Source organism: Streptomyces sp. NBC_00104 (genome assembly GCF_045160825.1).
In the GTDB taxonomy this organism is placed as follows: domain Bacteria; phylum Actinomycetota; class Actinomycetes; order Streptomycetales; family Streptomycetaceae; genus Streptomyces.
In genome coordinates, this window is record NZ_CP108215.1 from 4,131,428 (window position 1) to 4,146,607 (window position 15,180).

A 15,180-nucleotide genomic window follows, 5' to 3' on the forward strand; every position below is an offset into this window, starting at 1 on the left:
GTCAGTCCCGCGCGTGCGTCGGCGCGAACATCCGCAGCACCGCCGGGAGTACGACCACCGAAGGGCCGGGCGTGGCAAGGGACTTGGCCAGATCGTCCGCGAGGGTCTCGGGGCTCGTCCGCAGCCCCGGTACGCCGAACGACTCGGCCAGCGCCACATAGTCCGGCCGGGTCAGCTCCGTGCCCGTCGCCTCGCCGAACGCGTCCGTCATGTACTCACGCAGGATGCCGTACCCGCCGTCGTCGACGATCAGCCAGGTGACGTCGAGGTCGTACTGCCGGGCCGTGGCCAGCTCGGCGATCGAGTAGAGCGCGCCGCCGTCGCCGGAGACGGCGAGGACCGGGTGGGTCGGGTCGGCCACCGCCGCGCCGAGGGCCGCGGGGAAGGCGTAGCCGAGGCCGCCGGAACCCTGCGCGGAGTGCATGGTGTTCGCGCCCCGGGGATCGAACGCCGACCAGGCCCAGTACGCCAGGATCGTCATGTCCCAGAAGGAGGGCGCGCGGGGCGGGAGGGCCCGCCGGATGGACGCCAACAGGTTCTGTTCCAGGGTGAGTTGCTGCGCGTCGATGCGCTCGCGGACCTTCCCGAGAACGCCCCGCACCCGCTCCGGCGCGGACTCGTCCTCCCTCGTCTCCTCGATCGTCTCCAGCAGCGCCGTCAAGGCCAGGCGCGCGTCCGCGTGGATGCCCAGCGCCGGGTGGTTCGACTCCAGCTTCCCCAGGTCCGCCTCGATCTGGATCACCCGGCCCCGGGGCCTGAACGTGTGGTAGTTCGAGGACAGTTCACCCAGCCCCGAACCGACCACCAACAACACGTCCGCGTCCTCCAGGAAGTCCGTCGTGTGCCGGTCCTCCAGCCAGGACTGGAGCGACAGCGGATGCGTCCACGGGAAGGCGCCCTTGCCCCCGAACGTCGTCACGACCGGCGCCGACAGCCGCTCCGCCAGCTGCCGCAGCTTGCCGGACGCGTCCGCCCGTACGACCCCGCCGCCCGCGATGATCGCCGGGCGGGCCGCGGACGCCAGCAGGTGGGCGGCCAGCGCGGTCAGTTCGGGGCGCGGGGGCAGCTCCTCGGGGAAGGCGTCGCCGCCCGTCACCACGGGGATCGAGGTCTCGGCGAGCAGCACGTCCTGGGGGATCTCCACCCACACCGGGCCGTGCGGGGCGGTCAGCGCGGACTGCCAGGCGGCGGCGACGGCGGAGGGGATCTGGGACTGCGTACGGACGGTGTGGACGGACTTGACGACGCCCCTGAACGAGGCCGACTGGTCGGGGAGTTCGTGGAGGTAGCCGTGGCGTCCGCCGCCCAGGCCGGCGGTCGGGACCTGGCTGCTGATCGCCAGCACCGGGGCCGAGGCCGCCGCCGCCTCCTGCAGCGCGGCCAGTGACGTCAGCGCGCCGGGGCCCGTCGACAGGAGCAGCGGGGCCGCCTCGCCGGTGATGCGGCCGTACGCGTCCGCCGCGAACCCGGCGTTGTTCTCCACCCGCAGGCCGATGTACCGCAGGTCGGAGCGGCGCAGCGCGTCGAACATGCCGAGCGCGTGCTGGCCGGGCAGCCCGAAGACCGTCGTCGCGCCGAGCCCGGCCAGCGTCTCCACGACCAGGTCTCCGCCGTTGCGGCCGGGGGGAGGGTTCAGCGCGGCCTCCGTCTGGGCGGCCGTCGGGCGGAGTACCAGGTCGTGGTCGTGGGTCACTGCGCTGCCTTCTCCTGCTCTTCCCGCTTCGCCCGCGCGATCTGGCGGGACATGATCGTGGTGAGTTCGTACGCCGTGTGCGAGGCGGCCACCGCGGTGATCTCGGCGTGATCGTACGCGGGCGCCACCTCGACGACGTCGGCGGAGACCAGGTTGCAGGAGGCCAGGCCGCGCAGGATCTCCAGCAGTTCCCGCGAGGTCATGCCGCCGGCCTCCGGCGTGCCCGTGCCCGGCGCGTGGGCCGGGTCGAGGCAGTCGATGTCGATGGAGATGTAGAGGGGGCGGTCGCCGATGCGCTGGCGCAGCTGGTCGGCGATCTCGTCCACACCGCGCCGCATCACGTCCGCCGACGTGACGATCCCGAAGCCCATCTTCTCGTCGTCGGTGAGGTCCTGCTTGCCGTACAGCGGGCCCCGGGTGCCCACGTGCGACAGGGCCTCGGTGTCGAGGATGCCCTCCTCGACCGCCCGCCGGAACGGGGTGCCGTGCGTGTACTCGGCGCCGAAGTACGTGTCCCAGGTGTCGAGATGCGCGTCGAAGTGGAGCAGGGCCACCGGCCCGTGTTTCTTGGCGACCGACCGCAGCAGCGGGAGCGCGATGGTGTGGTCGCCGCCGAGGGTCATCAGGCGGGCCCCCGTGCCCAGCAGCTCGTCCGCCGCCGCCTCGACCGTCTCCACCGCCTCGTCGATGTTGAACGGGTTGGCCGCGATGTCACCGGCGTCCGCGACCTGCGCGAGGGCGAAGGGGGAGGCGTCCTGGGCCGGGTTGTAGGGGCGCAGCAGCCGGGACGCCTCGCGGATCGCGTTGCCGCCGAAGCGGGCGCCCGGCCGGTACGAGACACCCGAGTCGAACGGCACACCCACGACGGCGACGTCCGCGCGGCCCACCTCGTCGAGGCGGGGCAGCCGGGCGTAGGTCGCGGGACCGGCGTAGCGCGGAATGCGGGAGGAGTCGACGGGACCTCGGGGCGAGTCGACGGGGCCGCGGGGTGTGTCGTTGCTGCTCATGGGAACTGCCTACTTCCTGCATGTACTTCGTCGCACCTGCATAGATATGAACCAATATGTACTACTGGAGATGACTCTACTTTCGCGCGCACCGGGTGACGGGTGACGGGTGACGGGTGACGGGTGACGGGCACTGACACTAGGTGGCCGGAAAGCGACTGCGAAGTGTACGTTTCATCCATTCGAGCCGCGTCGGATGGAAGGAACGCACACCATGCCGGACCCGTCCGCGCCACCCGCCCCCGCCGTCCCTCCCACCCCGCCCGTACTCCTTACAGCCCTGCTGGCCCGCGAGGACCTGGGCCTGCGGCAGATCGCCGGGCCGGTGGACGCGGGAACGGCCGTCCACTGGGCGCACACCTCGGAGATGTCGGACCCGTATCCGTACCTGCTCGGCGGCGAGCTGCTGCTGACGGCCGGCGTCCACATCCCGGAGGCGGCCGGCTCGGGCACCTACTTCGACGACTACGTCTCCCGCATCATCGCGGCGGGCGGCGCGGCCCTCGGCTTCGGCGTCGCCCCCGTCCACGACAGCGTCCCGAGGGCCCTGGTCGCCGCCTGCGACACCTACGGCCTGCCTCTGGTCGAGGTCCCGCCCCGGACGACCTTCTCGGGCGTCGCCCGCGCGGTCTGGCAGCTCATGGCGCGCGCCCGCCACGCCGAACTCCGCCGCGTCACGGAGGCCCAGCAGAGCCTCGCGGCGGCCGCGTCCCGCCCGGACCCGGTACGAGCGGTCCTGCGGCAACTGGCCCAGCGGGTGTCCGGCCGGGCGGTGCTGTACGGCCCGGACGGGACGGAACTGGCGGCGTTCGGACGAGGACCGACACCGGGTGCCCTGGCCGGCCTGGCAGCGGTGGTGCGCCCCGACAGGGGCCCGGGGAACCGCGCGACCAGCCCCGACGAACCCGCACCCGCCAACGCACCACAACCCCCCACCCCCTCCCCGCACCCGTCCACCCCCACCTCCGCCACGGACACGGTCGACGGCACCCACCTCACCGCCTACGCCCTGGGCGCCGACCACGGTTTCACCCTCGGCATCGCCACCCCCCACCGCGACCCCGGCGACCACACGATCGCCTCCGTCGCCGCCGTCCTCCTCTCCCTCCTCACCGGCGAACAACAGAGCGGCACGGGCGCGGCCCGCGCGTCCGCCCTCGTACGGCTGCTCCTGGGCGCCCCGCCCGAGGAGGTGGCCCCTCTCCTGGGCGGAGCCACCCGTTGGCTCGTCGTACACGCCCGTCCCACCGAGGACGGCCCTCCCGACGCCCTCGCCGCCGCCGCGCTCGGCGCCGCCCTGGGCTCCGCGCTGGTCGACGCCCACGGCGACGTCGTACGCGTCCTCGTCCCCGCCGACCGCGAGGTCACCGCGCAGCCCGGCTGGACATGCGGGGTGAGCGCGCCGGCCGGGCCGGACGGGTGGGCGCCCGCCGACGCGCAGGCCGCCCGGGCGCTGGCCCGGGCGAGGGCGACCCGTACGGCGTTGGTCCGGCACGGCTCCCGCACGGCCCTCGCCGATCTGGTCCCGCGGGCCGACGCGACCGCCCACGCCCACGCCCTCCTGGCCCCTCTCACCACCGCCCCCGGCGCCGCCGCCCTCACCGAGACCCTGCGCACCTGGCTTTCGCTGCACGGCAGTTGGGACCGTACGGCCGTCGCGCTGACCGTCCACCGCAACACGGTCCGCCAACGCATCGGCCGGTGCGCGGCGTTGCTGGGCGCGGACCTCGACGACCCGGACGTACGGATGGAGTTGTGGTTCGCGCTGCGGGACGGATGAGCCGCCATAGCCTGGGCGGCATGCGCAGATACGTACTCACCGGCACGCCCGGGGCGGGCAAGACGACCCTCCTGCGGGGCCTGGCCGAGCTCGGTCACGAGGTCGTCGAGGAGGCCGCCACCGATGTCATCGCGCGGGCGCAGGCGCGCGGCGAGGACGAGCCGTGGACCCGGGAGTCGTTCATCGACGAGATCGTCGAGCTGCAGAGACAACGGCAGTTGGCGGCCCCGGGCACGAACTCCGTGCGGTTCTTCGACCGTTCGCCGCTGTGCACCCTCGCGCTCGCCACCTACCAGGGGCGCCCGCCGTCCGCGGCGCTCACCGCCGAGATCGAGCGGATCACCACGCACGGCGTCTACGAACGGCAGGTGTTCTTCGTCCGTAACCTGGGGTTCTGCGAGCCCACGGCCGCACGCCGCATCAGTTTCCAGCAGTCGCTGGAGTTCGAGCGGATCCACGAGGAGACGTACCGCGCGTTCGGCCATGAACTCGTCGACGTCCCCGCCGTCGGCCTCGCCCGGCGGATCGCCGCGATCGACACGTTCGTCTCCGCGCGCCGAACGGAGTGACGCAGGTCGCAGCGGGCGGGACGCCCGCGACTCCCACAGTCGTCTGCCTCACAATGGACCCATGCCGATACCCGGGACCCCCAGCCGCGCCGAGCTCGTCGAACACCTCGTACGGACGCGTATCGCGGGCGACGTCGCCACGCCGCGCGAGAACAACCTCTCCCACTACCGCGAACTGGCCAACGGCAACCGCCACTACTGGCTCGGTCTGGAGCTCGGGGACCGCTGGACCGACGAGCAGGACGTGCTGGCCGTGATGGCGGAGCGCGTCGGCGTGAACGACGACCCCGGGTACCGCTACGGCCAGGACACCATCGACCCGGACCTGACGGTCGACGCGCTGGAGCGCATGGCGGCCCGGCTGCGCAAGGCGGCGGAGGGCGCGCAGCGCGTGCTGTTCGCCACCGGCCACCCCGGCGGGCTGCTCCAGGTGCACCACGAGACGGCGCGGGCGCTGCGCGCGGCCGGCTGCGAGATCGTCGTCATCCCGGACGGTCTGCAGACGGAGGAGGGGTACGTCATGCAGTTCGCGGACGTGGCCGTCCTCGAACACGGCGCCACGCTCTGGCACACCCACTCCCCCGAGCCGATGCGCGCCATCCTCCGGGGCCTGGAGGGCGCCGGCCGCCCGCTGCCCGACCTGGTCGTCGCCGACCACGGCTGGGCGGGCTGCGCCGGCCAGCTCGGCGTCGACTCCGTCGGCTACGCGGACTCCAACGACCCCGCCCTCTTCCTCGGCGAGTCCGAGGGCACCCTCCAGGCCGTGGTCCCGCTCGACGACCACGTGGTCAGCCCGCGCTACTACGACCCGATGGCGGCATACCTGCTGGAGCAGGCCGGGCTCAAGGACGGCTAGGACCCCGGAAGTCACCGGCTCCGAAAATCACAGGCCCCCGGAAGCCACCGGACTCCGAAAGCCACAGGCCCCCGGAAGCAACAGGTGTCCGAAAGTCACAGGGCCCCGGAAGCCACAGGCCTCCGCGAGTCACAGGACTCCGCGAGTCACAGGACTCCGGAAGCCACAGGCCCCCGGGAGCCACCGGAGGTCAGGGCGTCTTCGGCCTCGGTACACGGACGACACCCTCCTGGATCACGGAGATCGCGAGCCGTCCCTCCTGCGTGTAGATCCGGCCCTGGCCGAGGCCGCGGCCGGCCGCCGCGGACGGCGACTCCTGGTCGTACAGGAGCCATTCGTCGGCGCGGAACGGCCGGTGGAACCACATCGCGTGGTCCAACGAGGCCCCGACGACGTCGCCGACGGCCCAGCCGCCGCGCCCGTGCGCGAGCAGGATGGAGTCGAGGAGCGTCATGTCGGAGACGTAGGTGGCGAGGACGACGTGCAGGAGCGGGTCGTCGTCGAGCTTGCCGTTGGCCCGGAACCAGACCTGGGAGCGCGGTTCGCGGGGCTCGCCGTAGCGGCCGTACGGCGGGTCGTCGACGTAGCGCAGGTCGACGGCGGCCCGCGCCTCCAGCATCTTCTCCACGACGCCCGGGTCGAGGCCGTACGCCGGCAGTCGCTGCTCGGCGGTGGGAAGGGACTCCGGGTCGGGCGCGGCGGGCATCGGGGCCTGGTGGTCGAGGCCCTCCTCGTACCGCTGGAAGGACGCGGAGAGGGCGAAGATCGGCTGGCCGTGCTGGACGGCGACGACGCGGCGCGCGGTGAAGGAGCGGCCGTCGTTCATGCGCTCCACGGTGTACACGATGGGCGCGCCGGCGTCGCCGATGCGCAGGAAGTACGCGTGGAGGGAGTGGGGCAGCCGGTCCGCGGGGACCGTCCGCCCGGCGGCGACGAGCGCCTGGGCCGCGACCTGCCCGCCGAAGACCCGGGGGACGATGGCGGGACGGGACTGGCCGCGGAAGATGTTCTCCTCGATCTGCTCCAGGTCGAGCAGATCGAGGAGAGACTCAAGTGGTGCCTGACTCATGAGGTCAGTTGTACTGCACAGTAATTTCCGGGGCCTTACGGACCCGTGTCACAGGCCCATGTCCTTGGCGATGATCGACTTCATGATCTCGCTGGTGCCGCCGTAGATGCGGTTGACGCGGTTGTCCGCGTACAGGCGGGCGATCGGGTACTCGTTCATGAAGCCGTAGCCGCCGTGCAGTTGGAGGCAGCGGTCGATGACGCGGTGCGCGACCTCGGTGCAGAACAGCTTGGCGCTGGCGGCCTCGGCGGGCGTCAGCTCACCGGCGTCGAGGGCTTCGAGCGCGCGGTCGGCGACGGCCTCGGCCGCGTCGACCTCGGCCTGGCAGGCGGCCAGCTCGAACTTGGTGTTCTGGAACGACGCGACGGGCTTGCCGAAGACGGTGCGGTCCTGGACGTACTCCTTGGCGAACCGGACGGCGGCCTTGGCCTGCGCGTACGCCCCGAAGGCGATGCCCCAGCGCTCGGAGGCGAGGTTGTGGCCGAGGTAGGAGAAGCCCTTGTTCTCCTCGCCGAGCAGGTCCTCGACCGGGACCTTGACGTCGACGAAGGCCAGCTCTGCGGTGTCCGAGGTGCGCAGGCCCAGCTTGTCGAGCTTGCGGCCTATCGAGTAGCCCTCGGACTTGGTGTCCACGGCGAAGAGGGAGATGCCGTGGCGGCGGTCCTCGGCGCTGGGGGCGTCGGTGCGGGCGCAGACGATCACACGGTCGGCGTGCACGCCACCGGTGATGAAGGTCTTGGAGCCGTTGAGGACGTAGTGCGTGCCGTCCTCGCTGAGCTTGGCGGTGGTCTTCATGCCCGCGAGGTCGGACCCGGTGCCCGGCTCGGTCATGGCGAGGGCCCACATCTCCTCGGCGGAGACGAACTTGGGCAGGAACCGCTTCTTCTGCTCGTCGGTGGCGAGCATCTTGATGTACGGCAGGCCGAGCAGCACGTGCACGCCGGAGCCGCCGAACTGCACGCCCGCGCGGGCGGTCTCCTCGTACATCACGGCTTCGAACTTGTACGAGTCGATGCCGGCGCCGCCGTGCTCCTCGTCCACCCGGATCCCGAAGACACCCAGCTCGGCGAGCTTGTAGTAGAAGTCGCGCGGCGCCTGGCCGGCGGCGAACCACTCGTCGTACACGGGCACGACCTCGGCCTCGATGAAGGCACGCAGGGTCTCCCGGAACGCCTCGTGATCCTCGTTGAACACCGTACGGCGCACCGCCGGCCCCTCTCTGCGCCTAAGCCGGCGCCGCTCTCGCGGATGTGGTTGCTCGCCGTCGGGGTTCCTCAACCGATGGTTGCGGCCCCGTCGATACGGCTAAGCGCTCGCTCAGGCAACCGTACCGGCGAGTAGGCGAGCGCGTCCAGATGGTCAGCCCCGTAACGCTCGTCACGCTTTTGGCGCACATCCGAGACCGCCGGCCCGGACCCATGCCGCCAGGGGCACCGGGAACCGCGCGACCAGCCCCACGCGACCCGCCGCCCGCGACCGCCGCCACCCCCACCCCGAACCCGGCTCACCAGACAGCCGGAACCGGGCAGTCAGCCGGAGGCTGCCGCCCCGAACGCCCCCCGGGCCATCCGGTGCAGCAGCTCCGACATGGCCGCCCGTCCCGGCAGCGATCCCGGCCGCCCCAGATGCGGCGTCGAGTTGAGCAGCCCGAAGACCGAGTGCACGGCGGACCGGGCGGCGGGCTCGGCGAGCCCCGGGTGCGCCTCGCGCAGTACCCGCACCCACAGTTCGACGTACTGCCGCTGAAGCTGGCGGACCAGCTTGCGGTCGCTGTCGCGGAGGCGGTCCAGCTCGCGGTCGTGCAGGGTGATGAGGGGGCGGTCGTCCAGGGCGAAGTCGATGTGCCCCTCGATCAGCGAGTCGAGGAGCGCCTCGGCATCACCCCCGTCGGCCTCCGCCACCCTCCGCTTCGCCCCCGTCAGCAACTGCCCGCTGATGCCCACCAACAGCTCCGCGAGCATCGCGTCCTTGCCCGCGAAGTGCCGGTACAGGCCCGGCCCACTGATACCGACGGCCGCCCCTATCTCGTCGACGCCGACACCGTGGAAGCCGCGCTCGGCGAAGAGGCGGGCGGCTTCCTTGAGGATCTGCTCGCGGCGGGTGGGTGCGTCGGTTCTCGTGGCCATGGAGCCAATTCTAGACAGGGAGGTTAGCGGTCGTTAACCTGGTGGAAACGCGTTAACGCTCATTAACAGGTGACCACAGGTGACCACTGGGTGAGGGGACCGCACGATGGACCAGGCACCGGAGCTGACGACCGCGGCAGATCCCGCGGCGGAGGCGTATCGGGCCAACGAGGCCGCGCACCGCGCACTGGGCGAGGAGCTGCGCGCCAGGCTGGCCGCGGCGAGGCTCGGCGGCGGCGAGAAGGCACGCGCCCGGCACACCGCGCGCGGCAAGCTGCTGCCGCGCGACCGGGTGGACACCCTCCTCGACCCCGGCTCGCCCTTCCTGGAGCTGGCGCCGCTGGCCGCCGACGGCATGTACGAGGGGCAGGCACCGGCCGCCGGTGTCATCGCGGGCATCGGCCGGGTCAGCGGCCGCGAGTGCGTCGTCGTCGCCAACGACGCCACCGTCAAGGGCGGCACGTACTACCCGATGACGGTGAAGAAGCATCTGCGGGCCCAGGAGGTGGCCCTGGAGAACCGCCTCCCCTGTCTCTACCTCGTCGACTCCGGCGGCGCCTTCCTGCCCATGCAGGACGAGGTCTTCCCCGACCGCGAGCACTTCGGCCGCATCTTCTACAACCAGGCGCGGATGTCGGGGGCGGGCATCCCGCAGATCGCGGCGGTCCTCGGATCGTGCACGGCGGGCGGCGCGTACGTCCCCGCCATGAGCGACGAGGCCGTCATCGTCCGGGGCCAGGGGACGATCTTCCTCGGCGGCCCCCCGCTGGTGAAGGCCGCCACCGGCGAGGTCGTCACCGCCGAGGAGCTGGGCGGCGGCGAGGTCCACTCCCGGATCTCCGGCGTCACCGACCACCTCGCGGAGAGCGACGCCCACGCCCTGCGCATCGTGCGGACCATCGTCTCCACCCTCCCCTCCCGGGGCCCGCTCCCCTGGTCGGTCGAGCCGGCCGTCGAGCCCAAGGTCGACCCGTACACGCTCTACGGCGCCGTGCCGGTCGACTCCCGCACCCCGTACGACGTCCGTGAGGTCATCGCGCGCGTGGTCGACGGTTCGCGGTTCGCCGAGTTCAAGTCCGAGTTCGGGCAGACCCTGGTCACCGGCTTCGCCCGGATCCACGGGCACCCGGTCGGGATCGTCGCCAACAACGGCATCCTCTTCTCCGAGTCCGCCCAGAAGGGCGCCCACTTCATCGAGCTGTGCGACCAGCGCGGCATCCCGCTCGTCTTCCTGCAGAACATCTCCGGCTTCATGGTCGGCCGGGACTACGAGGCCGGTGGCATCGCCAAGCACGGCGCCAAGATGGTGACGGCCGTGGCCTGCACCCGCGTCCCCAAGCTGACGGTCGTGATCGGCGGCTCGTACGGCGCGGGCAACTACTCGATGTGCGGGCGGGCGTATTCACCGCGCTTCCTGTGGATGTGGCCCAACGCCAAGATCTCCGTGATGGGCGGCGAACAGGCCGCGTCCGTCCTGGCGACCGTGAAGCGGGACCAGTTGGAGGCGCGCGGCGAGGACTGGCCGGCGGCGGACGAGGAGTCCTTCAAGGACCCGATCCGCGCCCAGTACGAACGCCAGGGCAACGCCTACTACGCCACCGCCCGCCTCTGGGACGACGGCGTGATCGACCCGCTGGAGACCCGCCAGGTCCTGGGCCTCGCCCTGACCGCCTGCGCCAACGCGCCGCTGGGTGACCCCCAGTTCGGCGTCTTCCGGATGTGAGGGGGAACCGATGAAGCCGACCATGTTCGACACGGTGCTGGTGGCCAACCGGGGCGAGATCGCCGTCCGCGTCATCCGTACCCTCCGCGCCCTCGGCGTCCGCTCCGTCGCCGTCTTCTCCGACGCGGACGCCGACGCCCGGCACGTCCGGGAGGCCGACACGGCGGTACGGATCGGTCCGCCGTCGGCGTCGATGAGCTATCTGTCGGTGGAGCGGCTGCTGGAGGCCGCCGCCCGCACCGGCGCCCAGGCCGTGCACCCCGGGTACGGCTTCCTCGCCGAGAACGCCGGGTTCGCGCGGGCGTGCGCCGACGCGGGCCTCGTCTTCATCGGCCCGCCCGCCGACGCCATCTCCCTCATGGGCGACAAGATCCGCGCCAAGGAGACCGTACGGGCGGCCGGGGTGCCGGTGGTGCCCGGTTCGAGCGGCAGCGGGCTCACGGACGCCCAACTCGCCGACGCCGCACGGGAGATCGGTATGCCGGTGCTGCTGAAGCCCAGCGCGGGCGGCGGCGGCAAGGGCATGCGGCTGGTCCGGGAGGCCGAACTGCTGGCGGACGAGATCGCCGCCGCCCGCCGCGAGGCCCGCGCCTCCTTCGGCGACGACACCCTCCTCGTCGAGCGGTGGATCGACCGCCCCCGGCACATCGAGATCCAGGTCCTGGCCGACGGCCACGGCGGTGTCGTCCACCTCGGCGAGCGCGAGTGCTCCCTCCAGCGCCGCCACCAGAAGATCATCGAGGAGGCGCCCAGCGTCCTGCTCGACGAGGCCACCCGGGCCGCGATGGGCGAGGCGGCCGTCCAGGCGGCCCGTTCCTGCGGCTACTCCGGCGCGGGCACGGTCGAGTTCATCGTCCCCGGCGGCGCCCCCTCCTCGTACTACTTCATGGAGATGAACACCCGCCTGCAGGTCGAGCACCCGGTGACCGAGCTGGTCACGGGCGTGGATCTGGTGGAGTGGCAGCTCCGGGTCGCGGCGGGCGAGCGGCTGGCCTTCGGCCAGGAGGACGTGACGCTGACGGGGCACGCGATCGAGGCCCGGGTCTGCGCCGAGGACCCGTCCCGGGGCTTCCTCCCCTCCGGCGGCACGATCCTGCGCCTGCGCGAGCCGGACGGCGACGGCGTCCGTACGGACTCGGGCCTGACCGGGGGCACGGAGGTCGGGTCCCTGTACGACCCGATGCTCTCCAAGGTCATCGCCCACGGCCCCGACCGGCCCACCGCCCTGCGCCGGCTCCGCGCGGCGCTCGCGGGGACGGTCACCCTGGGCGTCCAGACGAACGCCGGGTTCCTTCGGCGGCTGCTGGCCCATCCGGCGGTCGTGGCGGGCGAGTTGGACACGGGGCTGGTGGAGCGGGAGGTCGAGGGGCTGGTCACCACGGAGGTCCCGGAGGCGGTGTACGAGGCGGCGGCGGCCGTACGACTCGACGCGCTGAGGCCGCGCGGGGACGGCTGGACCGACCCCTTCTCGGTCCCGGACGGCTGGCGCCTCGGCGGGGCGTCCCGGCCACCCGCCTTCGACCTGCGGGCGCCGGGACTCGACCCCGTTGCCCACCACCCGCGGGGCACCCACACGGTCACGGACGACCAGGTGTCCGTGACCCTGGACGGAGTCCGCCACACCTTCCACCGCGCCGCCGACTGGATCGGCCGCGACGGCGACGCCTGGCACGTGCGCGACCACGACCCCGTCGCCGCCGCGCTCACCGGCGCCGACCGCGCGGGCGCGGACTCGCTGACGGCGCCGATGCCCGGGACGGTCACCGTGGTGAAGGTGGCCGTGGGGGACGAGGTGGCCGCCGGTCAGAGCCTGCTGGTGGTGGAGGCGATGAAGATGGAGCACGTGGTCTCCGCGCCGCACGCCGGGACGGTCACCGAGCTGGACGTCACGCCGGGCACGACCGTCGCCATGGACCAGGTGCTGGCCGTGGTCGCGCCCCACCCGACCGAGGAGGCCGCCGGATGAGCAGCACGGACCTGGGCCTGCCGATGACCGTCCCCGCCCCGGACCTGCCCGCGCGCGTCCGCATCCACGAGGTGGGCGCGCGGGACGGCCTGCAGAACGAGAAGAGCACGGTCCCGACGGAGGTGAAGGCGGAGTTCATCCACCGTCTGGCCGGCGCGGGACTGACGACGATCGAGGCCACCAGCTTCGTACACCCCAAGTGGGTGCCCCAACTGGCGGACGCGGAGCAGCTGTTCCCGCGGGTGCGCGACCTGTCGGCCGACCTTCCCGTCCTGGTGCCGAACGAACGCGGCCTGGACCGCGCCCTCGCCCTCGGCGCCCGCCGGGTCGCCGTGTTCGCCAGCGCCACGGAATCCTTCGCCAAGGCCAACCTCAACCGGACGGTCGACGAGGCGCTGGCCATGTTCGCCCCGGTGGTGGCCCGGGCGAAGACCGAGGGCGGCCATGTCCGCGGCTATCTCTCCATGTGCTTCGGCGACCCCTGGGAGGGCCCCGTCCCGATCCCCCAGGTCGTCCGGGTCTGCCGGGCCCTGCTCGACCTGGGCTGCGACGAACTGAGCCTCGGCGACACGATCGGCGTGGCGACGCCGGGCCATGTCCAGGCCCTGCTCACCGCCCTGACCGAGGCGGACGTACCCACATCGGCCCTCGGGGTGCACTTCCACGACACCTACGGCCAGGCCCTCGCCAACACCCTCGCGGCGCTGCGGCACGGCGTCACCACGGTCGACGCGTCGGCCGGCGGCCTCGGCGGCTGCCCGTACGCGAAGTCCGCCACCGGAAACCTCGCCACCGAAGACCTCGTGTGGATGCTGCGCGGCCTCGGCATCGACACGGGCGTAGACCTCGGCCGCCTCGTCGCCACCAGCGCGTGGATGGCCGGACACCTGGGCCGACCCAGCCCGTCCCGCACCGTACGAGCCCTGTCCCACGAGGACCCAAGGAGCACTGACGTCTCATGAACCACCGCCTCTCCCCCGAGCTGGAAGAACTCCGCCGTACGGTCGAGGAGTTCGCGCACGAGGTCGTCGCCCCCAAGATCGGCGACTTCTACGAGCGGCACGAGTTCCCCTACGAGATCGTGCGCGAGATGGGCCGCATGGGGCTGTTCGGGCTGCCGTTCCCCGAGGAGTACGGCGGCATGGGCGGCGACTACCTGGCGCTGGGCATCGCGCTGGAGGAGCTGGCCCGGGTCGACTCGTCCGTGGCGATCACCCTCGAAGCCGGGGTCTCCCTGGGCGCGATGCCGATCCATCTCTTCGGCACGCGGGCCCAGAAGGAGGAGTGGCTGCCGCGCCTCTGCTCCGGTGAGGTGCTGGGCGCGTTCGGCCTCACCGAGCCCGACGGCGGCTCGGACGCGGGAGCGACCCGGACGACGGCCCGCCTGGACGAGTCGACGAACGAGTGGGTCATCAACGGCAGCAAGTGCTTCATCACCAACTCGGGGACGGACATCACGGGGCTGGTCACGGTCACGGCGGTCACCGGCCGCACCCCGGACGGCAAGCCCCTCATCTCCTCGATCATCGTCCCGTCCGGCACCCTGGGCTTCACCGTGGCCGCCCCCTACTCCAAGGTCGGCTGGAACGCCTCCGACACCCGTGAACTGTCCTTCACGGACGTGCGGGTCCCGGCGGAGAACCTCCTCGGCGAACTCGGCCGCGGCTACGCCCAGTTCCTGCGCATCCTCGACGAGGGCCGTATCGCCATCTCGGCGCTCGCCACGGGTCTCGCGCAGGGCTGTGTGGACGAGTCGGTGAAGTACGCGAAGGAACGGCACGCCTTCGGCCGGCCGATCGGCGCCAACCAGGCCATCCAGTTCAAGATCGCCGACATGGAGATGAAGGCCCACACGGCCCGCCTCGCCTGGCGCGACGCGGCCTACCGCCTCGTCGCCGGTGAACCCTTCAAGAAGGAGGCGGCCCTGGCGAAGCTCCACTCCTCCACCATCGCCGTCGACAACGCCCGTGACGCCACCCAGATCCACGGCGGCTACGGCTTCATGAACGAGTACCCCGTCGCCCGTATGTGGCGCGACTCCAAGATCCTGGAGATCGGCGAGGGCACCAGCGAGGTGCAACGCATGCTGATCGCCCGGGAACTGGGCCTGACGGGCTGACGGGCTGACGCGGCCCGACGCGGAGTGACATGAACAACGTTTGGCCGGTGTCCCAGGGCGATCCACCCCTGGGGCGCCGGCCGAGTCTTTCCGGCCACCGGCGCGTGAGGTGTTCGGTGGCGGGCGGCCTGCGGCCCGGCCCTCGGACGCTCCAAGGCCACGCAACGAGCCCTCGGGGCGGGGAAGTTGGGGTTCACGGGGCAGGTCGCGGCCGTTCGCGACGGACCTTCCCTTTCGCGAGGGGAACGGCCGATTCAGACACCCTCACCCTC

12 protein-coding genes are annotated in these 15,180 nt (G+C 72.3%); 7 read left to right on the forward strand and 5 right to left on the reverse strand.

The window, feature by feature from the left end; translation table 11 throughout:
* Nucleotide 1: 1 nt before the first annotated feature.
* Entirely contained in the window at nucleotides 2-1,693 is a 1,692-nt protein-coding gene (locus OG272_RS18080; protein WP_328223147.1) for a thiamine pyrophosphate-binding protein, read from the reverse strand.
* Nucleotides 1,690-2,700 (reverse strand): agmatinase, encoded by a 1,011-nt coding sequence (speB, locus tag OG272_RS18085; protein WP_328223148.1) that lies wholly within the window; start codon nucleotides 2,698-2,700, stop codon nucleotides 1,690-1,692. The genes OG272_RS18080 and speB overlap by 4 nt, the downstream gene beginning before the upstream one ends.
* A 196-nt stretch (nucleotides 2,701-2,896) precedes the next feature.
* Here speB and OG272_RS18090 point away from each other — a divergent pair, with 196 nt between their 5' ends.
* From OG272_RS18090 to OG272_RS18100, 3 genes are all read left to right on the forward strand, one after another.
* Nucleotides 2,897-4,480 (forward strand): helix-turn-helix domain-containing protein, encoded by a 1,584-nt coding sequence (locus OG272_RS18090; protein WP_405894049.1) that lies wholly within the window; start codon nucleotides 2,897-2,899, stop codon nucleotides 4,478-4,480.
* 20 nt (nucleotides 4,481-4,500) lie between these two features.
* Nucleotides 4,501-5,049: an AAA family ATPase gene (locus OG272_RS18095; protein ID WP_328223150.1), complete on the forward strand. Its 549-nt coding sequence runs from the start codon at nucleotides 4,501-4,503 to the stop codon at nucleotides 5,047-5,049.
* 61 nt (nucleotides 5,050-5,110) lie between these two features.
* Nucleotides 5,111-5,905 carry a phosphatase gene (locus OG272_RS18100; RefSeq protein ID WP_326582612.1) on the forward strand — a complete coding sequence of 265 codons (795 nt, stop codon included), beginning with the start codon at nucleotides 5,111-5,113 and terminating at the stop codon, nucleotides 5,903-5,905.
* A 190-nt stretch (nucleotides 5,906-6,095) separates the two neighbouring features.
* On the opposite strand, the gene OG272_RS18105 is transcribed toward OG272_RS18100, so the two are convergent.
* From OG272_RS18105 to OG272_RS18115, 3 genes are all read right to left on the reverse strand, one after another.
* Nucleotides 6,096-6,974, reverse strand: coding sequence for an acyl-CoA thioesterase II (locus OG272_RS18105; RefSeq protein WP_327729589.1), 879 nt, complete (start codon nucleotides 6,972-6,974; stop codon nucleotides 6,096-6,098).
* A 48-nt stretch (nucleotides 6,975-7,022) separates the two neighbouring features.
* A complete protein-coding gene (locus OG272_RS18110) occupies nucleotides 7,023-8,180 on the reverse strand; it encodes an acyl-CoA dehydrogenase family protein (protein ID WP_326582610.1) in 1,158 nt (385 codons plus the stop codon).
* Between the two features lie 323 nt (nucleotides 8,181-8,503).
* Nucleotides 8,504-9,100 (reverse strand): TetR/AcrR family transcriptional regulator, encoded by a 597-nt coding sequence (locus OG272_RS18115; protein ID WP_327729588.1) that lies wholly within the window; start codon nucleotides 9,098-9,100, stop codon nucleotides 8,504-8,506.
* A gap of 106 nt (nucleotides 9,101-9,206) precedes the next feature.
* Here OG272_RS18115 and OG272_RS18120 point away from each other — a divergent pair, with 106 nt between their 5' ends.
* From OG272_RS18120 to OG272_RS18135, 4 genes are read left to right on the forward strand one after another with little or no spacing between them, the layout of a single operon-like run.
* Nucleotides 9,207-10,823, forward strand: a complete 1,617-nt coding sequence (locus tag OG272_RS18120) for a carboxyl transferase domain-containing protein (protein WP_328223151.1) — start codon at nucleotides 9,207-9,209, stop codon at nucleotides 10,821-10,823.
* 22 nt (nucleotides 10,824-10,845) lie between these two features.
* Nucleotides 10,846-12,789 carry an acetyl/propionyl/methylcrotonyl-CoA carboxylase subunit alpha gene (locus OG272_RS18125; protein WP_405896031.1) on the forward strand — a complete coding sequence of 648 codons (1,944 nt, stop codon included), beginning with the start codon at nucleotides 10,846-10,848 and terminating at the stop codon, nucleotides 12,787-12,789.
* The gene (locus OG272_RS18130; protein ID WP_328223152.1) at nucleotides 12,786-13,751 is read left to right on the forward strand and encodes a hydroxymethylglutaryl-CoA lyase; all 966 of its coding nucleotides are present in this window, start codon (nucleotides 12,786-12,788) and stop codon (nucleotides 13,749-13,751) included. The genes OG272_RS18125 and OG272_RS18130 overlap by 4 nt, the downstream gene beginning before the upstream one ends.
* Nucleotides 13,748-14,908 carry an acyl-CoA dehydrogenase family protein gene (locus OG272_RS18135; RefSeq protein ID WP_327729586.1) on the forward strand — a complete coding sequence of 387 codons (1,161 nt, stop codon included), beginning with the start codon at nucleotides 13,748-13,750 and terminating at the stop codon, nucleotides 14,906-14,908. Before OG272_RS18130 ends, OG272_RS18135 begins: the two co-directional genes overlap by 4 nt.
* The last annotated feature ends 272 nt before the right edge of the window (nucleotides 14,909-15,180 follow it).